The organism is Pseudomonas sp. NFACC51 (assembly GCF_900103575.1).
In the GTDB taxonomy this organism is placed as follows: domain Bacteria; phylum Pseudomonadota; class Gammaproteobacteria; order Pseudomonadales; family Pseudomonadaceae; genus Aquipseudomonas; species Aquipseudomonas fluorescens_Q.
Genome location: NZ_FMXH01000004.1, coordinates 445,152 through 468,507, shown reverse-complemented (window position 1 = coordinate 468,507; position 23,356 = coordinate 445,152). Strand labels below are relative to the sequence as shown.

The following is a 23,356-nucleotide window of genomic DNA, read 5'->3' as shown; positions in this document are numbered from 1 at the left end:
CCGCCCAGCCCCTTGCCACTCCCAGTAGAAACTCGCCCCGCCGGCCAGTTGCCGCTGGAGGATGACGTGCTGGTCGTCGTAGTCGTAGCGTTCGCTTTCACCGGCGGCATTGGTCGCTTCGATCAGTCGGAAACGTCCGTCGTAGCGGTAGGACATCAGCGTCTGTTCGGTCCGCCAGGCTTCGTCGAGGGTGATGGCGGGATGGAAGCTCTGGTAGTCGACGGCGATCAGGTGGCGCTGCTCGTAACGCAGGCGCAGGGCGCGCCCGGCGCCGTTGTCCAGGCGGCTGATGTCGCCATGGATGTTGCGCTGCAGGGTCAGGCGGTTGTCGTAGCGGTCGCTGAGGGCGGTCAGGTGACCGTCGCGAAAGTGCAGGAACGGGGCGTTTTCCCCGGGCTGGGCGACGATCAGTTCGTCCGGCTCGGCCCCCAGGTAGATCGCCGCGCGGGCCAGGCTGTTGTGGATGGCCGGACGCTGGGCGTTGGGCAGGGGAAACGTCGTGCGGCGGTTTTCCTGGTCGACCCAGGTGACCTGCTCGCCCTTAAGCTCCAAGCGATGGGCCAGGGCATGGCTCCAGCCGCGCCCGAGGCCGACGTCCAGGTCTGCGGCGCTGGTGCGGTACAAACGGGTGAAGACAAACGGCAAGCGGCCATCGAGGGTGCCATCGTCGAGGGTCAGCAGTTCTTCGCCGGTGACCATCGACACCGGGCAGCCGCTGGTCTGGGTCTGGGCCGCGGTGTCGGCGCTGTCGCCGTTGGGGTTTTTCGACTGGGCGGGGGCGTCGTCGTGATGTTCGTGTTTTTTCAGCATGGTGTTGCGCTGTGCATCCCAGCGCAGTTGCATCCGGCCCTTTTTCACGCCGGCCGCGATACCGCGTGCCGCCACGGTTTTGTAGCGGTCCACGTAGGTCATGAAGCCGTTGACCACTGCAAAGATCGCACCGATGAAACGCTGCAAGGCGCCCAGCAGGCGCGCGCCCACATTCCCCAGGCGCATCGACAGATAAGCGATACCGGCACCCGCCCCGGTGAAGGTCAGGACAACACCAATCAACAGGTCGATCAACAACTGGACCGTCGCCCTCGACAAGGCTTCGGCCGTTTCGCCGGCAACCTCACTGGGCGGCAACATATCCAACCAGAGGCTGGCGGTGCGCACCAACAGGCACAGCGCCGCTTCGTCGCTGGCCAACAGTTGCAGCTTGGCCATCACCCGCGGTGTTTTTTTCGCCAGGTCCTCCAACTGCCTGGCGCTTTCGCCCAACCGCTCAACAAACTGACCGGGATCCTTGAGGATGTCCGAGAGCAAACTGATGCTGTCCCACACACTTTCAATCGCCGCCCAACTGCCGGCGAGCAACCCGTTGCCCACCGCCGCCGCCGAAGTCGACAACGATTGTTGTGCCCATCGCGGCTTGAAGCCCTGCCACTCACCGCGCAACCAGTCCGTCAGATTGGTGGTCAAGCCATCGTAGGAAGAAAACAGATTCGCGATTTGCTTGGCGGACACCTCTCCCTGAACGTGAACACGATAGGATTTGCCCGCCTCCCCCATGAAGGTTCCCAGGCCGTGGGCATCCAGGGTGACCGGCGTGACCTCGCCGCTGGCCACATCCACCACGTCCACCACAATGTCGCCCAGTGGGATGTCGTATACCGATTCGAACTTGCTTTCGATCGTCATCGGCCCGCCCTTGGGACACTGGACGACCGTGGAGAGGAAGTCATCATCGCCGGTGCTGACAGCGGTGGTGCTGTCGCCAAAGCGGATCAACCGCTCCATGCCCATAAGCGAGGGCAAGTCAGCCATGTGACTGGCTCGATCCGCCGCTCGGCTGTACCAGCGCTCGAGTTGCTCGCGATAGACCGAAAGGGTGTCTTTGAAGCTGTCGAGTTCCTGCTCGATTCGGCTCACCTGATCCATCAGGACAGGGCTCGCTCAAAGGCCGGCAGGAAAAAACGATCGAACATGGGCAGACGTCTCGCAGCACTCAGGGAGCGCGAGACTTTGCCGGGGATGACTGGGGAATTAAGTCAGGGGGAGGAGACAGAGCCCGTAGGGCGATTCGCTAAATTCGTCTGACCTGCACAACGAATCGCCAGTGGATAACCCTAGAGATCGCGAGCTTCAAGTGATTTGAGCTTGATTTCGGCCAGCGGATGCCCGGCTTTCGCCGCCAAGGTCCACCAACGCGCCGCTTCAACCGGGTCCGGCGCCTTGTTGGCTGTGCCGGCCAGGCTGATCACGCCAACCTGGTAGGCGGCCTTGCCATCACCGGCCAATGCCGCCAGCCGCAACAGGCGAATCCCTTCTTCCCGGGCGCCCAGCCCTTGGCCGCGAAACGTGAGGATATGCCCATAGAAGCTTTGCGCACCGACGTCGCCCAAGTTCGCCATGCGAGAGAACTGCCCCTCGAGCCAGGCCCAGCCACGCGGCTGACGGACGAACCAGGACCAGTAAAACAACCGACGCGCCAGCCAGTAACCGGCCCGCGCCTTGAGTCGCCAGAGCACTCAGGCCTCCGCCGACTCGGGGTACTCGTATTCAAATACCCGGACCACTTCCGAAGCGTGCCAGGAAGCAGCGGCCACGCCATCGGAAGGCCCGGAAAAGCGACCCAGGCGTTCTACACATTCGAAAAACCCCGTGCGCGGCAACCGACTGGCACCCTGGCTGATCACCAATGAACTGCGCAGCGGCTGTTCCGCCCGGGCGTCCAGCGCCGCCAGGTGTTCAAGGGCCGCGGTCAAGGTCTGCATGGCCGGGCTGGGCAGCTGCAGACGCTCCAGCAACGCGCGGTAGGTCAATAAATGCCGCTGGCGGCGCGCCTGGTCCAACTCACCCAACAACCCATCCCAATGCTGCCGACTGATGCGTACGCTCACGATTCTTCCCTCCAACCCGGCACCGTCAACTCCCAGGCCAGACTGCGCCGAATCGCGGCATCGGGCTGACGCTCGCCGCTCTCGATCAAGGCCAGATAAGACGGGCTGATACCTACCGTGCGGGCCAGCGCCTCGATGGCGATGCCCTTCCCTTCGCGTAAACTGCGTAATTGATCCAGGCCAGGGAGAACCTGGCCCGGTGCCGCCGCGTGACGGACTGTCGCTTCGCGCGGCGGAGCTTGATCGATGCCTGCTGCCTTCAACAACGACTGGTACTGATCCCACGGCAAAACCGCGTATTCGGGCTCTCCGTCACGTGTGATTATTTGAATATCCATGTCTACCCCGTAGGACAACAACACTTAGCGAGACAGCCTTTTTTCTTAGAAGTGTAATCCTAATACCGGCTAAGGTCGCGGGGCGATGAATTCTCTGGGGCAAGTGCTACCGAATCAGGTTTTTTTCTGACCTTGGAGTTGAAGTTGTTCCGCGGTATCGGGAAGCCTTTCGACCTGGGCAAGCTTTTCGGGCGACTGCCGATAACGCCAGGCGCGGAAAGCCTCGAGTTCAGCGTCGAGGGTTTTCATGACCCAGGCCAGCACGGCGATATCGTCGAACATGCCAAACATCGGCAAGATATCTGGAATCGCATCCAAGGGGCTGAGGAAATACATGAGCCCTGCCACCACCGACAGCATCGACTTGGCGCTGACAGCGCGGTATTCGCCCCGCCAGTAGGCCAGGCACAAGGCCTGCAACAGATGCAGGTCCTCCTTGAGTTTGCCCAGTCGTCCGCCCTCCCGGGCACCTTTGCTGGCGACGGCGAACAGCAACGTAGGCAATCGACCGCGGGCCAGCAGGCGGCCTGCCAAGGGCAGAAATCGCGCAAAATTCCACGGGGCCTTCATTTTTTCTCCGACTGAAATGTTATCCACACAAATTGTGGATAACCTTGTGAACAGAGCTGCATTTCACCGCTGAAGCCCCCGTTTCATAAGGGCCCGGCTTAGATCGGGCGTTTTTTACTCACATAAAAAAACCCAATATTTCATTGACTTGACCGGCTGACTGCGTCTAGCACAGCGCCTGTAATGCCTATGACTATACCCTGCATCGTGCGTTCGGTTTTTTTTGCCATTTTGCCGCAGCCCAGATGCGACAACGCCCCGCATGAGCGAGGCGTTGGCGTTATAGCAGACGCGATTACTTGGCTGCGTCTTCTTTTGCCGGATCCTTGATCGCCAGCAGTTCCAGGTCGAACACCAGGACCGAGTTGGCCGGGATTGCCGGGCTCGGGCTCTGGGCGCCATAGGCCAGGTCGCTCGGGATGTACAGCTTGTACTTCTCGCCGACGTGCATCAGTTGCAGGCCTTCGACCCAACCCGGGATCACGCCGCTGACCGGCAGGTCGATCGGGCTGCCACGTTCAACGGAGCTGTCGAACACAGTGCCGTTGGTCAGCTTGCCGGTGTAGTGAACAGTCACTACGTCGGTCGGCTTGGGCTGTGGACCGTCGGCTTTCTTGACCACTTCGTACTGCAGGCCGGAAGCGGTGGTGGTAACACCGGCTTTCTTGCCGTTTTCTTCGAGGAATTTCTTGCCGGCGGCTGCCGACTCTTCGCTCATCTTGGCCATGCGCTCTTCGGCACGCTTTTGCAGCGCGGCAAAGGCTTCGACCAGTTCTTCGTCTTTCAGCTTCTGTTCTTTCTTGCCGACGGCATCTTCGATGCCCTGGGCGACCGCTTTGGAGTCCAGGTCATCCATGCCTTCCTGAGCCAGGCTCTTGCCCATGTTCAGGCCAATACCGTAGGAAGCTTTCTGCGCCGGGGTCTTCAGCTCTACGCTGGTCTGCGAGTCGCAACCCGCGAGTACCAGGCCAACCAGGGCCACCGCCGCCGCCAACCGATGCTGTTTCATGCTATTTCCTTGTTCATGCGCCTAAAGGGCAATCGAATAAAGCCGCGAGCTTATCAGGCGGCCACGACCAATGGCTACCGGCATGTGAGCCACAAAGTCATGATAAGTTCAGGTCCGCAAACGCTTTTTAAGCCTGGACGAATGAAGCATCTGTCATCTGTTACGTACAGGGACAAATTGCCGCTCCCCTACAGGCCAGAGGTAATGGCCACTTGCCCGCCGCGCAGCACTGAGGCATAAGGGCTTATCAAAAAACAAGGACGTTACCGTGCGCCTTCTCTCTCGTATCCTCTTGCTGCTCCTCGCGCTGCTGATCATTGTCGTGGCCGTGGTGCTTTATTACGTCGCCAATCCTCGCTTGCCGTTCTACACGCCCGTCGAACAGGTGAATTACCTGGACCAATGGAGTGCCGCCGAGCGCCAGACGTATTACTTCACGCCCCAGGGCACCCAGGTCAAAGGCCTGCGCTACGACTGGTTCACCGCCCTCGAATTACCGTTTTCGCAACAACGCTTCGCATCGCCCGAGTACCTGGCGCGCTTTGGGTTCCTGGTCGATCCGGCGCAGAAAGCCTCGTCGGCCAATCCTGGCAACTTGCCGGTAGGGTTTGCGCGGCACCAGAACCCGGGCAGCACCGAGCAGTTCCTGGATATCACTTGCGCGGCGTGCCATACCGGCGAATTGCGCTTCAAGGGCCAGGCAATACGGATCGACGGCGGCACGGCTCAGCACGTGCTGCCCTCCAGTGTTCCTACATTACGCGGTGGCAGTTTCGGACAAGCATTGGTCGCCAGTCTGGCGTCTACCTACTACAACCCTTGGAAATTCGAGCGCTTCGCCCGCAAAGTGCTGGGCAAGGACTACGAAGCCCGCCACGAGGAATTGCGCAAGGCCTTCAAGGCCTCCCTGGACACGTTCCTGCGGGTGGCCTGGAACGACACCCATCGTGGCCTCTACCCCACCGAAGAAGGGCCTGGCCGTACCGACGCCTTCGGTCGTATCGCCAATGCCAGCTTCGGCGACGCCATTTCGCCGCAAAACTACCGGGTGGCCAACGCCCCCGTGGATTACCCGCAGTTGTGGGACATATGGACATTCGACTGGGTGCAGTGGAACGGATCGGCCCAGCAACCGATGGCCCGCAACGTCGGTGAGGCGTTGGGGGTCGGCGCCACGCTGAATTTCTTCGACGCCCAAGGCAAACCGCTGCAGGGCGATGCGCGATACCCCTCCAGCGTGCGTGTGCGCGACTTGAACAAGATCGAAGAGACCCTGCAACTGCTCAAACCGCCTGTATGGCCGCAAGCGCTACTGGGCCCAATCGACAAACCGCTGGCCGCCAAGGGCCGGGCACTGTTTACCGAAAACTGCGCCGGCTGCCATGTACCCAAGGTGGTCCAAGGGCCCGACAGGCCGGTCCAGCAATTGCACATGCTGCCCGTGCAGGTGATCGGCACCGACCCGGGCACTGCCAATAACATCGCCGATCACCGCTTCGACCTGACCAGCCTGCAGTGGGATCCGGCCGAGCTGGCGAAGCTGGAAGTGCAACTGCACCCGAGCCCAACAGAACCGCTGGACCTGAGTCAACTCTCGGTCGCCAAAGGCCTGGCCTACGTGACGGCATTCGTCGAAAACCGCGCTTACCGCGACGCCGGCGTCACCCCCGCCGAGCGCCCGGCGCTGGACGGTTTCGGCTTGCCCATTGGCGTACGTGAATTGCGCGCCTACAAAGCCCGGCCACTGGCGGGTGTCTGGGCCACGCCACCGTTCCTGCACAACGGCTCGGTGCCGACGATCTATCAACTGCTGTCCCCTCAGGATGAGCGCGCGACCACGTTCTATAAAGGCAACTTCGAATACGACCCGCGCCACCTGGGCTATCGCACCGAAGCCTTTACCAACGGTTTTCTCTTCGATACCCGCATTACCGGCAACCACAACAGCGGCCATGAATTCCGCGCGGGCGAGCGAGGCAATGGCGTCATTGGCCGCTTGCTGCAACCACAGGAACGCTGGGCCTTGCTGGAGTATTTAAAGGTGCTGGGCGGGCCATTGGAGTCGCAACTGTAATGATGAACCCCACAGGTAAAAGGAAGTTTCAATGTTGATCACGCTCTGGCTGCGCCTCGGTGCCTTTTTGGGCAAGACGCTCCTGTGGCTGCTGGGCATCGGGCTGCTCGGCTGGGCACTGTCCACAGCCTGGTTTGCCTGGCAACACAAGGGGCCGGTCCCGGACAAGGAACAGGTGGCGCCCGGCGAAGCGGCCATGACCCAGGACATCATCCAGACCGCTATTCGCATCGTCGATCAGCACCGCGAAAGCACGCGTTATCTGCGCGATGCCCACGCCAAGGCCCACGGCTGTGTCATGGCCGAAGTCCAGGTGCCGAGCGACCTGCCGGCACCGTTGCGCCAAGGGGTATTCGCCGAGCCGGGGAAGGTCTGGCAGGCGACGATTCGCCTGTCCAACGGCAATGCCTATCCGCAGTTCGACAGCCTGCGCGATGCACGGGGGATGGCGATCAAGCTGACGAACGTACCGGGCAAGCAACTGCTCGCTGATCGGCAATCACAAGGTGAGCAGGATTTCGTGATGTTCAACCATCCGAACTTCTTTGTCAGTGATGTCGCCGAATATCGTCAGAATGTGGCGGCTCAGGCTGACGGGAAAAAGGCGATGGCCTTTTTTCCGAGCCTCGACCCGCGCAGTTGGCAGATTCGGCATTTATTCATCGCCCTGGCGACCCTCTCACCGCCACCGGCCAGTCCGACCCAGACCACTTATTTCTCGGTATCGCCCTATAAGTTCGGTGAGGCCAACGCCAAGTTTCGCGTCGCACCGGATCCGGACAGTTGCCCAAGCTACACCTTGCCGGCCCAGAACCAGGACCTGCCGAACTTCTTGCGTAGCGCATTGAACCAGCAGTTATCCACAGACCGGGTGCCGGCGTGTTTTGTCTTGCAGATCCAGCGCCAGGATCCGAGCAAGTACATGCCGATCGAAGACACCAGTATTGAATGGCAGGAAAGTGATGCGCCGTTCGAGACCGTGGCACGGATCAAGGTTCCGGCTCAGGATTTTGATACGCCCAAGCTGAACCTGGCTTGTGATAATCAGTCGTTCAATCCTTGGTTCGGCATTGAGGCGCATCGGCCTATTGGTGGGATCAATCGCTTGCGTAAAGCGGTGTATGAGGCGGTCAGCGATTACCGTCACAGCCGTAACGCCGAGCAATAGAGGCAGGCAAATGCCAGACAGCAAAAAGCCCGCTCAATGAGCGGGCTTTTTGTTGGTACCTGGCGTTCAGCATTCCAGATAACCGAATATGGCGCAGCGGACGGGACTCGAACCCGCGACCCCCGGCGTGACAGGCCGGTATTCTAACCGACTGAACTACCGCTGCGTATCGCTATGGACTTGCGTCCAGTTAACTCGTCTGACCCAACCCTTTGAGCTTGGATCTCGAACCAGGCGAACCTGCTTAATATGGCGCAGCGGACGGGACTCGAACCCGCGACCCCCGGCGTGACAGGCCGGTATTCTAACCGACTGAACTACCGCTGCGTATCGCTATGGACTTGCGTCCAGTTAACTCGTCTGACCCAACCCTTTGAGCTTGGATCTCGAACCAGGCGATTCCAGGTAACCGAATATGGCGCAGCGGACGGGACTCGAACCCGCGACCCCCGGCGTGACAGGCCGGTATTCTAACCGACTGAACTACCGCTGCGCGTAACACGTTGAACGAATGGTGGGTGATGACGGGATCGAACCGCCGACATTCTGCTTGTAAGGCAGACGCTCTCCCAGCTGAGCTAATCACCCTTCGCTTTCGGTGTGGCGCGCATTCTACGGAGCACTCTTTAAGCTGGCAAGCACTTTTTAAATTAATTTTTTCAGGCCTTCCAAAGGCTTAGCGAAGGGTTGGCCTATGGCGCCGCGAAGAGAATAATGCCCCCCTTTGTATAAAGGAGAGACTCACCCCATGTGGTTCAAAAACCTGCTTATCTATCGCCTGACCCAAGATCTGCCTTTTGATGCCGAGGCGTTGGAAACTGCACTGGCCACCAAACTGGCGCGTCCATGTGCAAGCCAGGAGTTGACCACTTACGGTTTCGTCGCGCCGTTTGGCAAAGGCGAAGACGCGCCATTGGTGCATGTCAGCCAGGATTTCCTGCTGATCGCCGCGCGCAAGGAAGAACGCATCCTGCCGGGCAGCGTCGTGCGTGATGCCCTGAAGGAAAAGGTCGAAGAGATCGAAGCCGAGCAAATGCGCAAGGTCTATAAAAAGGAACGGGACCAGCTCAAGGATGAAATCATCCAGGCGTTCCTGCCGCGCGCGTTCATCCGTCGCTCGTCCACCTTCGCCGCCATCGCGCCGAAACAGGGCCTGATCCTGGTGAACTCCGCCAGCCCGAAACGCGCCGAAGACCTGCTGTCTACCCTGCGCGAAGTGATCGGCTCGCTGCCGGTACGTCCACTGACGGTAAAAATGGCCCCGACCGCCACCATGACCGACTGGGTCAAGACCCAGAAAGCCGCGGACGATTTCTTCGTGCTCGATGAATGCGAACTGCGCGACACCCACGAAGACGGCGGCATCGTGCGCTGCAAGCGCCAGGACCTGACCAGCGACGAAATCCAGCTGCACCTGAACACCGGCAAGGTCGTCACGCAACTGTCCCTGGCGTGGCAGGACAAGCTGTCCTTCGTGCTCGACGACAAGATGGTGGTCAAGCGCCTGAAGTTCGAAGACCTGCTGCAGGACCAGGCGGAACAGGACGGAGGCGACGAAGCCCTTGGCCAACTGGACGCCAGTTTCACGCTGATGATGTTGACGTTCGGCGAGTTCCTGCCGGCGCTGGTTGAAGCCTTGGGTGGGGAAGAGATTCCGCAGGGGATCTAAAGGCTGTTGATCTCTAGTGTGGGAGCGGGCTTGCTCGCGAAGACTGACTGACATTCAACGATGATGTTGACTGACACTCCGCTTTCGCGAGCAAGCCCGCTCCCACATCGGGTTTTGTGGTGTTCTTAATAATAAGGATCAGGTCATGCGCGCATTGGCTGCATTGAGTCGCTTTGTCGGCAATACCTTCGCTTACTGGGTGCTGTTTTTCGCGGTACTGGCATTCCTGCAACCGCAGTGGTTTGTCGGCCTGAAAATCGCCATCGTGCCGCTGCTGGGCCTGGTGATGTTCGGCATGGGGTTGGCGCTCAAGCTGGAAGACTTCGCTGAAGTGGCCCGCCATCCTGGCCGCGTAGCCTTGGGGGTGGTTGCCCAATTCGTGATCATGCCCGGCACGGCATGGCTGCTCTGCCAAGTTTTCAACCTGCCGCCGGAGATCGCCGTCGGTGTGATCCTGGTGGGTTGCTGCCCGAGCGGCACGTCGTCCAATGTCATGACCTGGCTGGCGCGCGGTGACCTGGCCCTGGCCGTGGCGATTTCCGCCATCACCACCCTGCTTGCCCCTCTGCTGACCCCAGCGCTGATCTGGCTGCTGGCCTCGGCCTGGCTGCCGGTGTCGTTCTCGGCGCTGTTCTGGTCGATCCTGCAAATCGTACTGGTACCGATCGCGCTGGGCATCATTGCCCAACGCCTGCTGGGTGCCCGGGTTCGTCATGCCATAGACGTGCTGCCGCTGATATCGGTGGTAAGCATCGTGATCATTGTGGCGGCGGTGGTAGCGGCCAGTCAGGCGAAGATCGCCGAATCCGGCCTGCTGATCATGGCCATTGTGATACTGCACAACAGCTTCGGTTATCTGCTGGGGTATTTCACCGGGCGTTTGTTCAGCCTGCCGTTGGCTCAGCGCAAGACCTTGTCGTTGGAAGTCGGCATGCAGAACTCCGGCCTGGGCGCGGCGTTGGCCAGCGCGCACTTTTCGCCACTGGCGGCGGTACCCAGCGCGCTGTTCAGCGTCTGGCACAACATTTCCGGGGCCCTGCTCTCGACGTACTTCCGGCGCATGAGCGAAAAACAGGACCGTGAACTACAGGCCCGTCAAGCGGCGGACTGAAGGAGAATCTTGACCGACTCGTCAGCATTGGGCACTCTTGCGCCCAATGCGGGGACGACCCCGCAACGCTAGAGCGTTCGTTATCCGGGGACGACCCCATCCATCGATGAGGTGTGTGATGTCCTGGATCATTCTGTTTTTTGCCGGCCTGTTCGAAGTCGGCTGGGCGGTCGGCCTGAAATACACCGACGGTTTCAGCCGCCCTCTCCCCACTGCACTGACAATCGCCGCCATGGCGATCAGCCTCGGCCTGCTCGGCCTTGCAATGAAGGAACTGCCGCTGGGCACGGCCTATGCGATCTGGACCGGGGTCGGTGCCGTGGGCACGGTGATCGCCGGGATCATTCTGTTCGGTGAGTCGATGGCGCTGGTTCGGTTGGCCAGTGTCGCCTTGATCATCGTCGGGCTGGTAGGGCTCAAGGTCAGCGCCTGAATTGACCTGCGGGAGCGAGCTTGCTCGCGATTGCAATTTGCCTTCTGATATTGCTGTCACTGGCAGACCGCTATCGCGAGCAAGCTCGTTCCCACAGGTTTCAACCTATCGGACAGTCCCACGCAACTCCCCCACCAACGCCTGCAACTTCGCCGGCTCAGCCACTTCCACCGCAACCGCCGAACCCGCCACCAGCGTCACCCGCGACCAGAACCGACGAAACAGCCCTTTGGCCGGGTCGCGACTGAAGAAGCTGCCCCACAACCCCTGCAGCGCCAAGGGAATCACCGGCACCGGGGTCTCTTGGAGGATGCGTGTCAGTCCACTCTTGAACTCATTGATCTCACCGTCGCCCGTCAGTTTTCCTTCAGGGAAGATGCAGACCAGCTCGCCGTCCTTCAGGTATTGGGCGATTCGCTTGAAGGCTTTTTCGTAGATGTGAATGTCTTCCTGGCGCCCGGCAATCGGGATCGTCCCGGCGGTGCGGAAGATGAAATTCAGCACTGGCAGGTTGTAGATCTTGTAGTACATCACGAAGCGAATCGGCCGACGTACCGCGCCGCCAATCAGCAAGGCATCGACGAAGGAGACGTGGTTGCACACCAACAGCGCAGCCCCTTCATCCGGTATCGCCTCCAGGTTGCGGTGCTCCACGCGGTACATGGAATGGCTCAGCAGCCAGATCATGAAACGCATGCTGAACTCGGGGACGATCTTGAAGATGTAGGCGTTGACGCCGATGTTCAGCAACGACACCACCAGGAACAACTGCGGGATCGACAACTTGGCCAGGCTCAGCAAGACGATGGAGACAATCGCCGAAACCACCATGAACAAGGCGTTGAGAATGTTGTTGGCAGCGATCACTCGCGCCCGTTCGTTTTCGACGGTGCGCGACTGGATCAAGGCGTACAGCGGCACGATGTAGAAACCACCGAAGACACCCAGGCCAAGGATGTCGATCAATACCAGCCAGGCGTGACCGAAACCGAGCACTTCAAGCCAACCATGGCCATCGACGCTGTCGGGGATTCCACCGGAATGCCACCACAACAGCAGGCCGAACACCGTCAGCCCGAACGAGCCGAACGGCACCAGGCCGATCTCGACTTTGCGCCCGGAAAGCTTTTCGCAGAGCATCGAACCCAAGGCGATCCCCACCGAGAACACCGTCAGGATCAAGGTCACCACGGTTTCGTCACCGTGCATCCACTCCTTGGCATAGGCGGGGATCTGCGTCAGGTAGATCGCACCGACGAACCAGAACCAGGAGTTGCCGACAATCGAACGGGACACTGCCGGGGTTTGCCCCAACCCCAGTTTCAGGGTGGCCCAGGATTGGCTGAAGATGTTCCAGTTCAGGCGCATCTGTGGCGAGGCCGCGGCCGCGCGCGGAATGCCGCGGCTGGCCAAGTAACCGAGCACGGCAACGCCGATGATCGCGGTGGACACCACGGGTGCGTAATGCGCCGAGGACATCATGATCCCGGCGCCTATGGTGCCGGCCAGGATCGCCAGGAAGGTGCCCATTTCCACCAGGCCATTGCCGCCGACCAACTCTTCCTCACGCAAGGCCTGGGGCAGGATCGAGTACTTCACCGGGCCGAACAACGCCGAATGCGTGCCCATGGCGAATAACGCCACCAGCATCAGCGATAAGTGATCGAACAGAAACCCTACTGCACCCACCGCCATGATGACGATTTCGCCGAGCTTGATCAGACGAATCAACGCGTCCTTGGCGAATTTTTCCCCGAACTGCCCCGCCAGCGCCGAGAACAGAAAGAACGGCAGGATAAACAGCAGCGCGCAGAGGTTGACCCAAATCGAGCGGTCCCCCTCGATGGTCAATTTGTAGAGGATGGCGAGGATCAGCGACTGCTTGAAAATGTTGTCGTTGAACGCGCCCAAGGACTGCGTGATGAAGAACGGCAGGAAACGCCGCGTGCGAAGCAAGGTGAACTGCGAAGGGTGACTCATCTTCCATGTTCCTACAGTGGCGTGGACGCTTATTGGAATGAACGTTTTTCGATCCAGGCCACACATTACCTGTCTTTAGCGATTATTTCGCCAGCCCTGCAATGCAGGGCGACACAAACAACTCACCGTGCCAGGCGCCCTGCACCGTACGCCGTCCGACGATCAGCCACATCACCACCAGCATCGCCACCAGCACAGCCCCGAACACGCTGAAAAAACCCAGGCTCAGCAGCTCCGAAAGCTTCAACGTGGTCAACGCGTACACGCCCAGGGGAAAGGTAAAGCCCCACCAGCCGAGGTTGAAGGGAATGCCTGCGCGCAAGTAGCGCGCGGTGATCAGCAGCGCCATCAACATCCACCACAACCCCAGCCCCCACAGCGTGATACCGGCTATCAGGCCCAACCCGGCGGCGATTTCGCCCACGCCGGACAGGCCATTGGCGGCAAAAATCAGTGGGGCATCGTTGCCCAACAGCAACATGCCCAGGGCGCCAGTGCCGATCGGGCCGAGGGCCAGCCAGCTCGAGGCGGCCATGTTTTCGTGAGGCAGTTTGTGCAGCGCCATGCGCAACAGCAAAATCGTCAGGATGCTGAACGCCACCGGCAGGGAAAAGGCCCAGAGCACGTAGCTGGTCACCAGCATGACCAGTTGCCCATGAGCGTCGGCCAGATGCGGCGCCATCAGCCCGCCACTGGCCGCCGCGACTTCGGCGGCCACCACCGGCAAGAGCCACACGGCGGTCATCTGGTCGATGCGGTGTTCCTGGCGGGTGAACATCAAGAATGGGATCAGCACACCACAGGCCAGCGACATGGCCACGTCGATCCACCATAACGCTTCGGCCAACGGCACCACACCGTTGCCCCAGCGCGGCAGCCCGAATACCAAAAAGCCGTTGATGATGGTCGCCAGCCCCATGGGAATGGTGCCGAAGAACATCGAAACCGTGGAGTGGCCGAAGATCCGCCGCGCCTCGTCGAAGAACAACAGCCAACGAGCCGTGTACAAGCCGGCGAACACCACGAACAACAGGATGTTGAACAACCACAACCCTTCACCGAGTAAGCGCAGGCCCGGTACGTTTCCGGGCCATTGCGCCAAAGCCAACGCCAGCACACCGGTGCCCATCACCACGGCAAACCAGTTAGGCGTGAATTGGCGAACAGCCTCCAGCGGCCTGGGCAAATGGCTCAATGGACGCAAGCGGTTTTTTGCAGCGCAGCATGTCATGGCGAACTCCTGTCCTCGGATGAGGGTGGAGCCATGCTAGAGCCGGATCGAATATCTATATAACGGGTAATTTCTCTATCCGTTATCGGTTTCACAGATAACTATCAGACACTGCCCTCGGTCTCGATCACCAGGATTCTCGCTTCGCCCAACGGCCTGGCCACATGTTCAGTGCCCACCGAGGCGTAGAAAATGTCCCCGGCCTCCAGCAAGGTCTCCTTTTCGACACCCTCTTCCCGATAGCACATCCGCACTTGCCCATCGAGCACCACAAAGACTTCCTCGCCGTCATTGACGTGCCATTTATACGGTTGATCGGTCCAGTGCAGGCGCGTGGTGATGCCATTCATGTTGGCGATATCCAGCGCCGCCCAGGCGCGGTCCCCGATGAAGGATTTGCTGCGGATAATTTTCAAAAGCAATCGACCAAAATAAATGCAGAGGCGTCCAGGCTAGCGCAAAACCGCCAAGGCGGCGCTTGCATTCAACACTTTCAAGGTCGAACCCCGTCGCCCAATGGTTTTACAGATTGACGCAGCAGCCCCAGCAAGGCGCCCGCCGACAACACGATCAGCACCGCGCCATAGCCATCGGTGGTCGGAATCAACCCGAACACCCGTGTCAGGTTCCCGGCCAACAGCGATGGAAGACTGAAGGCCAGGTAACTGAGGACATAGAACGCCGACATCAAGCCGGCCCGCTCGTGGGGCAAGGCCAGCGGCATGATGCTGCGCAGTGCCCCCAGGAACCCGGCGCCGAAACCACTGCCAGTGACCAATGTGCCGACAAAGAACAACGGCAAGCTGGCGCCGTGCACCGCGAGCAACACCAGCGCCAGGCCAATCACCAACAAGCTGGCGGCCAGACGCAGCATCTTGTCTGCCCCCTGGTTGCGCAGCGTATAAATGGACAGCGCGCCGGTAAGCGTCAACACCGCCACCAGCGCGCCGCCAATCAGGTTGGACGTCGATCCCGTCGCGGCCCGCACCAGCGAAGGTGCCAGGGACAGATAAAAGCCGCCCACCGCCCAGGCCGCCAGGTTCAGCGGCAGGATCAACCACAAGGCGCGCCGCGCCTGGATTGGCACATGCAAGGTCGGACGCAGTGACTGCCAGGCGCCAGGCTGCGGACTGACGCTCTCCGCCAGGCGCCAGATATAAACAGCCTGGAGCAGGAACAACCCGAGCAGGATCCAGTACGTCAGTTGCAAAGGCCGCGGCGCGAATTCCGCCAGCAGGCCGCAACCGAGCGCCCCGCACGCCATGCCCAACAGCGGTGCGACACTGGTGATCAATGGGCCTTGGCGACGGTCGAAATCCAGCAAGGCAGCCCCCAGCACGCTGGTGGCCATGCCGGTGGCAAATCCCTGGATCAATCGGGCACTGATCAACCAGGCAACGTTGTCGGCGCTGATGAACAGCAGCATCGCCAGCATATTGAGCAACAGCGCCACGAAAATCACCGGTTTGCGGCCCAAGTAATCCGACAACGAACCCACCGTCAGCAAAGCCGCCAGCAGACTGAAGGCGTACACACCGAAAATCAGCGTCAGGACGGCCGGGGAAAATTGCAATTGTTCCTGGTAGAGGTGGTACAACGGCGTCGGCGCACTGGACGCGGCGAGAAAACCGAGCAAGGTGAGCGCCAGGAATATCAGGCTGGCGCGGGTCGAAGCTGGACGGGACATGGGCACGCTCCACAGGAGTATTCGCAAAAGCTAATTTTTTGCTTTTGCGGAGTGTGCTACCCGCATGCGCTTAAAGCAAATTCTTTGTGTTAAGGTCTGACGCATGGCGATTAAAGAAGGTTTACGCCCAGGCGGTAGAAGCGCCCGGGTCCAAGAGTCGATTCATTCGGCGGTCCGCGACCTGCTGCAAGAGCAGGACCGCGCGACCCTGACCGTGCCGCAAATCGCTGCGCGCGCTGGCGTGACGCCGTCCACCATCTACCGGCGCTGGGGTGATCTGCCGGCGCTGCTGGCCGACGTCGCCATCGCTCGTTTGCGCCCCGACAGCGACCCCGCCAACACCGGCAGCCTGCGCGGCGACCTGCTCGCCTGGGCCGAACAGTACCTGGACGAAATGAGTTCCGAGCCCGGTCGCAACATGATGCGCGACATCCAGGCCTGCGCCACTGCGGGGTATTGCGTGGGGATCATCAGCCGTCAGTTGCAGATCATTCTGGATCGCTATCCCGATGAGCCCAATCCAGGCGTCGAACGGCTGATCAATGTGATCGTGGCGCCGACGGTGTTTCGCATCCTCTTTGCTAGCGCGCCGCTGGGGGTCGAGGAGTTGCATCGGTTGGTGAATATTGCGTTGGGTCAGTAAGGCCGCCTTCGCGAGCAGGCTCGCTCATTTGATCTGGGTGAACCATGGATTTGTATTCACCCCAGGTCCCTTGTGGGAGCGAGCCTGCCCGCGATGAGGCCCGTCCAAACACCTCATCGCCCCGTGTTTACCGCAACCCGCGACACCCCACCACGCCTCGACCTTGGTCGACACTGACGAACCCGAGCGGGCATGCGAGACTGTCCTGCCGGGCTCAAGTCCCGGTGTCTTTGTTGGGGAGTTTCCATGTCGTTGTCCAGCGGGCTGATCGCCGTTGTCGCCCTGGCCTATATGGCCATCATGTTCGCCATCGCCTTCTACGGCGACCGGCGCAGCACGCCGCTGCCGCCACGGGTGCGCGCCTGGGTCTACAGCCTGTCGCTGGCGGTGTACTGCACCAGTTGGACGTTCTTCGGCGCCGTGGGCCAGGCTGCTGAGCAGCTTTGGTCGTTCCTGCCGATCTACCTCGGGCCGATCCTGCTGCTGGTGCTGGCGCCGTGGGTTCTGCAGAAAATGGTGATGATCAGCAAACAGGAGAACATCACCTCCATCGCCGACTTCATCGCCGCTCGCTACGGCAAGTCCCAATCCCTGGCAGTGGTGGTCGCACTGATCTGCCTGGTGGGCGTGTTGCCGTACATCGCCTTGCAGCTCAAGGGCATCGTGCTCGGGGTGAACCTGTTGATCGGTGCCGGCGCCGATGCCATGGGCACCCGCGCCCAGGACACCGCGCTGATCGTCTCGCTGATCCTGGCGCTGTTTACCATCGTATTCGGTACGCGCAACCTGGACGCTACCGAACACCACCGTGGCATGGTGCTGGCGATTGCCTTCGAATCCCTGGTCAAGCTGTTCGCCTTCCTGGCGGTAGGCGCGTTCGTGACATACGGCCTGTACGACGGCTTCGACGACCTGTTCAACCAGGCCATGCTCGCCCCACGGCTGGAGCAATACTGGAAAGAAACCATCAACTGGCCGTCCATGGTGGTGCAGACCGGGGTGGCGATGATGGCGATCATCTGTTTGCCGCGGCAGTTTCACGTGACCGTGGTGGAGAACATCGAGCCCCAGGATTTGCGCCTGGCCAAGTGGGTATTCCCCGCCTACCTGGCCCTGGCCGCGCTGTTCGTGGTGCCCATCGCCCTCGCCGGGCAAATGATGCTGCCCAGTTCGGTACTGCCGGATTCGTTCGTCATCAGCCTGCCACTGGCCCAGGCCCACCCGGCTCTGGCGGTGCTGGCCTTCATTGGCGGCGCCTCGGCGGCTACCGGCATGGTGATCGTGGCCAGCGTGGCGTTGTCCACCATGGTTTCCAACGACATGTTGTTACCGTGGCTGCTGCGCCGCAACAACGCCGAGCGGCCCTTCGAAGTGTTCCGCCAGTGGATGCTCTCGGTGCGGCGGGTGAGCATCGTCGTGATCCTGCTGCTGGCCTACGTCAGCTACCGGCTGCTGGGTTCGACGGCGAGCCTGGCGACTATCGGCCAGATCGCCTTCGCCGCCGTGACCCAACTGGCCCCGGCCATGCTCGGCGCGCTGTACTGGAAACAGGCGAACCGCCGCGGTGTGTTCGCCGGCCTCGCCATGGGGATTTTCCTGTGGTTCTACACCCTGGTGATGCCGATCGCCGCTCACAGCCTTGGTTGGTCGCTCACTAGCTTCCCCGGCCTGGCCTGGTTGCACGGCAATCCATTGAACCTGCCGATTACCCCTCTGACTCAAGGGGTGGTCCTGTCCCTGGCCGGTAACTTCACGCTGTTTGCCTGGGTGTCCGTGCTGTCGCGCACACGCGTGTCGGAACACTGGCAGGCCGGACGTTTCATCGGCCAGGAAATCAGCGCCCGCCCCAACCCCCGCTCAATGCTGGCGGTGCACATCGAAGACCTGTTGCAGCTGGCCGCGCGCTTCGTCGGCGAGGAACGGGCGCGGCAGAGTTTCATTCGCTTTGCCTACCGCCAGGGCAAAGGCTTCAACCCGACCCAGAATGCCGACAGCGAATGGATCGCCCACACCGAACGCCTGCTGGCCGGTGTACTCGGGGCCTCTTCGACAAGGGCTGTGGTAAAGGCCGCCATTGAAGGTCGGGAGATGCAGCTCGAAGACGTCGTCCGGATCGCAGACGAAGCCTCGGAAGTGCTGCAGTTCAACCGCGCGCTGTTGCAAGGCGCCATCGAGAACATCAGCCAGGGCATCAGCGTGGTCGACCAGTCCCTCAGGCTGGTGGCCTGGAATCGTCGCTACCTGGAACTGTTCAAGTATCCGGACGGCTTGATCAGCGTTGGCCGGCCCATTGCCGATATCATCCGCTACAACGCCGAACGTGGCCTCTGTGGCCCAGGCGAAGCCGAAGTGCACGTTGCCCGACGCCTGCACTGGATGCGCCAGGGCCGCGCCCATACCTCTGAACGACTGTTTCCCAACGGTCGGGTGATCGAGCTGATCGGCAACCCGATGCCCGGTGGCGGTTTCGTCATGAGTTTCACCGACATCACCGCCTTCCGTGAGGCCGCACAAGCGCTGACCGAAGCCAACGAGGGGTTGGAGCAACGGGTGGCCGAACGCACCCGAGAATTGTCACAGCTGAACCTGGCCCTGACCGAAGCCAAGAGCACCGCCGAAGCGGCCTATCAATCCAAGACCCGGTTCCTGGCGGCGGTCAGCCACGACCTGATGCAACCGCTCAACGCCGCGCGACTGTTCTCTGCCGCGCTGTCCCACCAACACGAAGGCTTGCCGGAGGAAGCCCGACAACTGGTGCATCACCTGGACAGCTCACTGCGCTCGGCCGAAGACCTGATCACCGACCTGCTGGACATCTCCCGCCTGGAAAACGGCAAGATCAACCCCGAGCGCAAGCCATTCGTCCTCAACGAACTGTTCGATACCCTTGGCGCCGAGTTCACCGCGCTGGCCCAGGAACAAGGCCTGAAATTCAGGGTGCGCGGTTCGCGGTTACGGGTCGACAGTGACATCAAGTTGCTGCGCCGGGTTTTGCAGAACTTCCTGACCAATGCCTTCCGCTACGCCAAGGGGCCGGTGCTGCTGGGCGTGCGACGGCGCAATGGGGAGTTGTGCCTGGAAGTCTGGGACCGTGGACCCGGCATCGCCGAAGACAAACAGCAGGTCATCTTCGAAGAATTCAAACGCCTGGACAGCCACCAGACCCGCGCCGAAAAAGGCCTCGGCCTGGGCCTGGCGATCGCCGACGGCTTGTGCCGCGTGCTCGGCCATACCTTGCGCGTGCGTTCCTGGCCGGGGCGCGGCAGTGTGTTCAGCGTCAGCGTACCGCTGGCCAGCACCCAGGCCGTCGCCCCCAGCCCGGTGGCCGAACTCAACGGTCACTTACCCAGCGGCGCGCAAGTGCTGTGTGTCGATAACGAAGACAGCATCCTGATCGGCATGGACAGCCTGCTGACCCGTTGGGGTTGCCAGGTCTGGACCGCGCGTAACCGGGAAGAATGCGAGCGCTGGCTTGCCCAGGGCGGACGACCGCAACTGGCCTTGGTGGACTTTCACCTGGACGATGGCGAGACCGGCACCGAGCTGATGGCCTGGCTGCGCACGCGCATGGGCGAACCGATCCCGGGCGTGGTGATCAGCGCCGACGGCCGGCCCGAAATGATTGCCCAGGTGCATGCGGCGGGCCTGGATTACCTGGCCAAACCGGTGAAGCCGGCGGCACTACGGGCGTTGTTGAGTCGGCATTTGCCGTTGTAGGGAACTCGGGGGATATAGGTGGCCCCTGTGGCGAGGGAGCTTGCTCCCGCTTGAGTGCGCAGCACTCACAAAAAGGGGGGCTGCTGCGCAGCCCAGCGGGAGCAAGCTCCCTCGCCACAGGGGTTTGCATCAAGCTTAAGGGTTTCATTAATCCTGGGTTTTTGCCGTTTCTTCAGGCAACTCAGGCAGCCCATCCGCATCGGTCATCGCCCGTTCGAGCAAATCGGCGGGCAAACTCTTGCTCGCCCGGGCACCGAGGAGCTTGAGCTGTTCACTGCGACTGATCAGGTTGCCGCGCCCTTCGGTCAGTTTGTTGCGTGCTGCGCTGTAGGCCTTGTCCAGTTGCTGCAGGCGACTGCCGATCTCGTCCAGGTCCTGGATGAACAGCACGAACTTGTCATACAGCCACCCCGCTCGCTCGGCGATTTCCCGAGCGTTCTGGCTCTGGCGTTCCTGCTTCCACAAGCTGTCGATCACCCGCAATGTCGCCAGCAGCGTGGTCGGGCTGACAATCACGATATTGCGATCGAAGGCTTCCTGGAACAGGTTCGGCTCGGCTTGCAGGGCGGCGGAAAACGCCGCTTCGATCGGCACGAACAGCAACACGAAATCCAGGCTGTGCAGACCGTCCAGGCGTTTGTAATCCTTGCCGGCCAAGCCTTTGACGTGGGCGCGCAACGACGCCACATGTTGCTTGAGGGCGTGTTGGCCAATGGCGTCGTCCTCGGCGGCCACGTACTGCTGATAGGCCGTGAGGCTGACCTTGGAATCGACCACCACTTGCTTGTCGCCGGGCAGGTAAATCAACACGTCTGGTTGGAAACGCTCGCCGTCCGGGCCCTTGAGGCTGACTTGGGTCTGATATTCACGGCCCTTCTCCAGGCCGGCATGTTCGAGTACCCGCTCCAGGATCAACTCGCCCCAGTTACCCTGGGTTTTCTGGCCTTTGAGGGCACGGGTGAGGTTGGTGGCTTCATCGCTCAGGCGCAGGTTCAACTGCTGCAGCCGCTCCAGCTCCTTGCCCAGGGAGAAACGTTCCCGGGCCTCGGCCTGATAACTTTCTTCGACACGTTTTTCGAAGGACTGGATGCGCTCCTTCAGCGGATCGAGCAACTGGCCCAGGCGCTGTTGGCTGGTTTCGGCGAAACGCTGCTCACGCTCATCGAAGATTTTTCCGGCGAGCTCGGCGAACTGTGCCCGCAACTCGTCGCGCGAACCTTGCAGATCATCCAGACGTTGCTGATGGCTTTCCTGCTGCTCGCGCAGTTCGGCATGCAACGACGCCGCCTGGGCATCGAGCCGCCGCAGTTCCGCTTCCTTGTTGGCGCGCTCAAGGTTCCAGGCGTGGGCCGCATCCCGGGCGTTGTCGCGCTCGATCTGCAACAACTCCACTTCACGACAGGCTGCGGCAAGCTCGGCTTGCTTGGCGGCGTTCGCCTGGCTCAGGTCGCTGATCTCATCGCGGCAGGCATCAAGCTGGGCATTGAGGCCATCGTGGGCCATGTGAGCCGTGGCCAGGCGCTCTTCCAGCAGGGCCAGTTCGGTCTGCGCCGCGGCGGCCTGGCGTTGCAGGTGCCAGGCCAGTGCCAGCAACGGCACCGCAGCGCCCGCCAGGCCAAACAACAGGCTGGTCAAATCCATAGCCATGACAATTCCTGCCGATCAAATAAAGCCCGAAGGTTAACCAAGCGGCCGGGGGTTGCCCAGCTCGGTCTTCGTTTTCAGCCTTCGATTTCACCGAGGGCCCGGCGGGCTCGATCATCGCCGGCACGCGCAGCTTGGCGCAGCAGGTCCTGGCCGATACGGCGATCCCGGGCGTTGCCGCATTCACGGCACATCAATTGACCGAGGCGACTTTGCGCGGCCACCACGCCTTCACGGGCCGGTTGCTTGAGTAACCGGCCGGCCAAGTGCTTGACGCTGGGGCTATCTCCCAGTCGTGGGCTATCGAGCAGCCACTCAGCCACCCGCATCGAAATACGCTTGGGTGGGGTAACACCAGGGGGTGTGGAGGTAACAGGATTTGATACGGAGCGAAACTTCATAAAACACTGTGGGATAGATCGGAAGGCGCGCCACTCTACTCCTTTTTTCGTACGGGTAAAGCCGAAAAAAACCGGCACGCCCGTGCTAGAGCAAGCGCTTGGGACAATCCACAGAAGCTGTGGATAACTCAGTGGACAACCCCCCCTGAACTCGCGCAAAGCCCTGTGGAACGGGGCCTGCGCTCAAACTGACGATTTTTTCACCAGTAAAAAAAAGCGATGTTTTTCATTGACTTAAATTTTGGATGCAGGCACCCACCCCGGATTGTTTCGACATGACAGTACAGTGACAAGTGGTGCAGCGAGTGTGCACAAGTAACAGCCGAATGGGTTATAACGCTGCGCTTTTTTTGTATGTTTGGCAGCAGAACCTGGGGATAACCTTGATGCCCTACCCAGCGCAACAGTGGCTTGGATGCACCGCAGTCCTCGGGATCCTGTGCTATGTCGGTGGCGAGGGAGCCGTGTCCATCCTGTCCCCGGTACAGACAGCATGGTTTGGCCTTTCTCTTATGGCCCATTTGAATATTTTTTAGCCAACGCCCTTCCCTTCACGAGTTCGATCCGTTAGTATCCGCGGCGTTAGTACCAAGCTGAAAGTCAATTCCGGGTCGAACACATCTCCAAGGTCAGCCATCCTTCAAAGGACGCCTCACCGAAAAAAGGAGACCGGCCCCCTCGATGGTTTCCAGGTAAACCTTGCGTCAACACAGCCTTTGATCGAATGCAAAGGGTGTTGCCAGGCTCCTTACTCTGACCGAACCAACCTGCAAAATTGATCAGGATCTTCACCCCG

The 23,356-nt window shown here is 60.8% G+C and carries 19 protein-coding genes and 4 tRNA genes; 7 read left to right on the top strand and 16 right to left on the bottom strand.

Annotation, left to right across the window (positions count from 1 at the left end; all coding sequences use genetic code 11):
- The 6 genes from BLT00_RS11645 to BLT00_RS11620 form a co-directional block, all read right to left on the bottom strand.
- On the bottom strand, positions 1–1,923 hold a 1,923-nt coding region (locus BLT00_RS11645; protein ID WP_256572770.1), incomplete at its 3' end, for a DUF6531 domain-containing protein.
- Between the two features lie 188 nt (positions 1,924–2,111).
- Positions 2,112–2,513: an SEL1-like repeat protein gene (locus BLT00_RS11640; RefSeq protein ID WP_092145338.1), complete on the bottom strand. Its 402-nt coding sequence runs from the start codon at positions 2,511–2,513 to the stop codon at positions 2,112–2,114.
- Positions 2,514–2,885 carry a hypothetical protein gene (locus BLT00_RS11635; protein ID WP_003179080.1) on the bottom strand — a complete coding sequence of 124 codons (372 nt, stop codon included), beginning with the start codon at positions 2,883–2,885 and terminating at the stop codon, positions 2,514–2,516.
- Positions 2,882–3,223 (bottom strand): helix-turn-helix domain-containing protein, encoded by a 342-nt coding sequence (locus BLT00_RS11630; RefSeq protein ID WP_003204574.1) that lies wholly within the window; start codon positions 3,221–3,223, stop codon positions 2,882–2,884. The genes BLT00_RS11635 and BLT00_RS11630 overlap by 4 nt, the downstream gene beginning before the upstream one ends.
- 114 nt (positions 3,224–3,337) lie before the next feature.
- The gene (locus BLT00_RS11625; protein WP_092145336.1) at positions 3,338–3,793 is read right to left on the bottom strand and encodes a YkvA family protein; all 456 of its coding nucleotides are present in this window, start codon (positions 3,791–3,793) and stop codon (positions 3,338–3,340) included.
- A 295-nt stretch (positions 3,794–4,088) separates the two neighbouring features.
- Positions 4,089–4,802 carry a BamJ family beta-barrel-assembly machinery protein gene (locus BLT00_RS11620; RefSeq protein ID WP_003204577.1) on the bottom strand — a complete coding sequence of 238 codons (714 nt, stop codon included), beginning with the start codon at positions 4,800–4,802 and terminating at the stop codon, positions 4,089–4,091.
- A gap of 268 nt (positions 4,803–5,070) precedes the next feature.
- Between BLT00_RS11620 and BLT00_RS11615 the strand changes: the two genes are divergently transcribed.
- Both BLT00_RS11615 and BLT00_RS11610 read left to right on the top strand, forming a co-directional pair.
- On the top strand, positions 5,071–6,876 hold the full coding sequence (locus BLT00_RS11615; protein ID WP_092145334.1) for a di-heme-cytochrome C peroxidase: 1,806 nt from the start codon (positions 5,071–5,073) through the stop codon (positions 6,874–6,876).
- 31 nt (positions 6,877–6,907) lie between these two features.
- The gene (locus BLT00_RS11610) at positions 6,908–8,044 is read left to right on the top strand and encodes a catalase family protein (protein WP_063324784.1); all 1,137 of its coding nucleotides are present in this window, start codon (positions 6,908–6,910) and stop codon (positions 8,042–8,044) included.
- Positions 8,045–8,133: 89 nt separating this feature from the next.
- Here the strand turns inward: BLT00_RS11610 and BLT00_RS11605 are convergent.
- From BLT00_RS11605 to BLT00_RS11590, 4 genes are all read right to left on the bottom strand, one after another.
- Positions 8,134–8,210: transfer RNA gene (locus BLT00_RS11605), tRNA-Asp, on the bottom strand.
- 84 nt (positions 8,211–8,294) lie between these two features.
- Positions 8,295–8,371: transfer RNA gene (locus tag BLT00_RS11600), tRNA-Asp, on the bottom strand.
- An 89-nt stretch (positions 8,372–8,460) separates the two neighbouring features.
- Positions 8,461–8,537, bottom strand: a tRNA-Asp gene (locus BLT00_RS11595).
- Positions 8,538–8,556: 19 nt separating this feature from the next.
- Positions 8,557–8,632 (bottom strand) — tRNA-Val (locus BLT00_RS11590).
- 160 nt (positions 8,633–8,792) lie between these two features.
- Here BLT00_RS11590 and rdgC point away from each other — a divergent pair.
- The 3 genes from rdgC (at position 8,793) to sugE (ending at position 11,257) form a co-directional block, all read left to right on the top strand.
- Positions 8,793–9,713, top strand: coding sequence for a recombination-associated protein RdgC (gene rdgC, locus BLT00_RS11585; protein WP_063324783.1), 921 nt, complete (start codon positions 8,793–8,795; stop codon positions 9,711–9,713).
- A gap of 145 nt (positions 9,714–9,858) precedes the next feature.
- The gene (locus BLT00_RS11580) at positions 9,859–10,824 is read left to right on the top strand and encodes a bile acid:sodium symporter family protein (RefSeq protein WP_092145332.1); all 966 of its coding nucleotides are present in this window, start codon (positions 9,859–9,861) and stop codon (positions 10,822–10,824) included.
- Positions 10,825–10,942: 118 nt separating this feature from the next.
- Positions 10,943–11,257 carry a quaternary ammonium compound efflux SMR transporter SugE gene (gene sugE, locus BLT00_RS11575; protein ID WP_025215015.1) on the top strand — a complete coding sequence of 105 codons (315 nt, stop codon included), beginning with the start codon at positions 10,943–10,945 and terminating at the stop codon, positions 11,255–11,257.
- Between the two features lie 105 nt (positions 11,258–11,362).
- Here sugE and BLT00_RS11570 read toward each other — a convergent pair whose 3' ends face one another.
- From BLT00_RS11570 to BLT00_RS11555, 4 genes are all read right to left on the bottom strand, one after another.
- Positions 11,363–13,237, bottom strand: a complete 1,875-nt coding sequence (locus tag BLT00_RS11570) for an MFS transporter (protein ID WP_092145330.1) — start codon at positions 13,235–13,237, stop codon at positions 11,363–11,365.
- An 82-nt stretch (positions 13,238–13,319) separates the two neighbouring features.
- Positions 13,320–14,468 carry a TDT family transporter gene (locus tag BLT00_RS11565; RefSeq protein WP_092145328.1) on the bottom strand — a complete coding sequence of 383 codons (1,149 nt, stop codon included), beginning with the start codon at positions 14,466–14,468 and terminating at the stop codon, positions 13,320–13,322.
- Between the two features lie 104 nt (positions 14,469–14,572).
- Entirely contained in the window at positions 14,573–14,884 is a 312-nt protein-coding gene (locus BLT00_RS11560; protein WP_175456223.1) for a cupin domain-containing protein, read from the bottom strand.
- A 77-nt stretch (positions 14,885–14,961) separates the two neighbouring features.
- A complete protein-coding gene (locus BLT00_RS11555; RefSeq protein WP_092145324.1) occupies positions 14,962–16,155 on the bottom strand; it encodes an MFS transporter in 1,194 nt (397 codons plus the stop codon).
- Between the two features lie 103 nt (positions 16,156–16,258).
- On the opposite strand from BLT00_RS11555, the gene BLT00_RS11550 reads away from it, so the two are divergent.
- Complete coding sequence (locus tag BLT00_RS11550; RefSeq protein WP_092145322.1) at positions 16,259–16,798, top strand: TetR/AcrR family transcriptional regulator; 540 nt, start codon at positions 16,259–16,261, stop codon at positions 16,796–16,798.
- Between the two features lie 246 nt (positions 16,799–17,044).
- Positions 17,045–20,515 (top strand): hybrid sensor histidine kinase/response regulator, encoded by a 3,471-nt coding sequence (locus tag BLT00_RS11545; protein WP_092145320.1) that lies wholly within the window; start codon positions 17,045–17,047, stop codon positions 20,513–20,515.
- A gap of 147 nt (positions 20,516–20,662) precedes the next feature.
- Here BLT00_RS11545 and rmuC read toward each other — a convergent pair whose 3' ends face one another.
- Together rmuC and BLT00_RS11535 are read right to left on the bottom strand one after the other, a co-directional pair.
- On the bottom strand, positions 20,663–22,048 hold the full coding sequence (gene rmuC / locus BLT00_RS11540) for a DNA recombination protein RmuC (RefSeq protein WP_170846012.1): 1,386 nt from the start codon (positions 22,046–22,048) through the stop codon (positions 20,663–20,665).
- Positions 22,049–22,236: 188 nt separating this feature from the next.
- On the bottom strand, positions 22,237–22,560 hold the full coding sequence (locus tag BLT00_RS11535; RefSeq protein ID WP_072348674.1) for an SEL1-like repeat protein: 324 nt from the start codon (positions 22,558–22,560) through the stop codon (positions 22,237–22,239).
- Between the last annotated feature and the right edge of the window lie 796 nt (positions 22,561–23,356).

Excerpts from the sequence above, each read along its gene's own strand:
- BLT00_RS11630 (WP_003204574.1), bottom strand. The coding sequence starts at position 3,223 with ATGGATATTCAAATAATCACACGTGACGGAGAGCCCGAATACGCGGTT.
- BLT00_RS11625 (WP_092145336.1), bottom strand. The coding sequence starts at position 3,793 with ATGAAGGCCCCGTGGAATTTTGCGCGATTTCTGCCCTTGGCAGGCCGC.
- BLT00_RS11620 (WP_003204577.1), bottom strand. The coding sequence starts at position 4,802 with ATGAAACAGCATCGGTTGGCGGCGGCGGTGGCCCTGGTTGGCCTGGTA.
- BLT00_RS11610 (WP_063324784.1), top strand. The coding sequence starts at position 6,908 with ATGTTGATCACGCTCTGGCTGCGCCTCGGTGCCTTTTTGGGCAAGACG.
- rdgC (WP_063324783.1), top strand. The coding sequence starts at position 8,793 with ATGTGGTTCAAAAACCTGCTTATCTATCGCCTGACCCAAGATCTGCCT.
- BLT00_RS11580 (WP_092145332.1), top strand. The coding sequence starts at position 9,859 with ATGCGCGCATTGGCTGCATTGAGTCGCTTTGTCGGCAATACCTTCGCT.
- sugE (WP_025215015.1), top strand. The coding sequence starts at position 10,943 with ATGTCCTGGATCATTCTGTTTTTTGCCGGCCTGTTCGAAGTCGGCTGG.
- BLT00_RS11570 (WP_092145330.1), bottom strand. The coding sequence starts at position 13,237 with ATGAGTCACCCTTCGCAGTTCACCTTGCTTCGCACGCGGCGTTTCCTG.
- BLT00_RS11565 (WP_092145328.1), bottom strand. The coding sequence starts at position 14,468 with ATGACATGCTGCGCTGCAAAAAACCGCTTGCGTCCATTGAGCCATTTG.
- BLT00_RS11555 (WP_092145324.1), bottom strand. The coding sequence starts at position 16,155 with ATGTCCCGTCCAGCTTCGACCCGCGCCAGCCTGATATTCCTGGCGCTC.
- BLT00_RS11550 (WP_092145322.1), top strand. The coding sequence starts at position 16,259 with ATGGCGATTAAAGAAGGTTTACGCCCAGGCGGTAGAAGCGCCCGGGTC.
- BLT00_RS11545 (WP_092145320.1), top strand. The coding sequence starts at position 17,045 with ATGTCGTTGTCCAGCGGGCTGATCGCCGTTGTCGCCCTGGCCTATATG.
- BLT00_RS11535 (WP_072348674.1), bottom strand. The coding sequence starts at position 22,560 with ATGAAGTTTCGCTCCGTATCAAATCCTGTTACCTCCACACCCCCTGGT.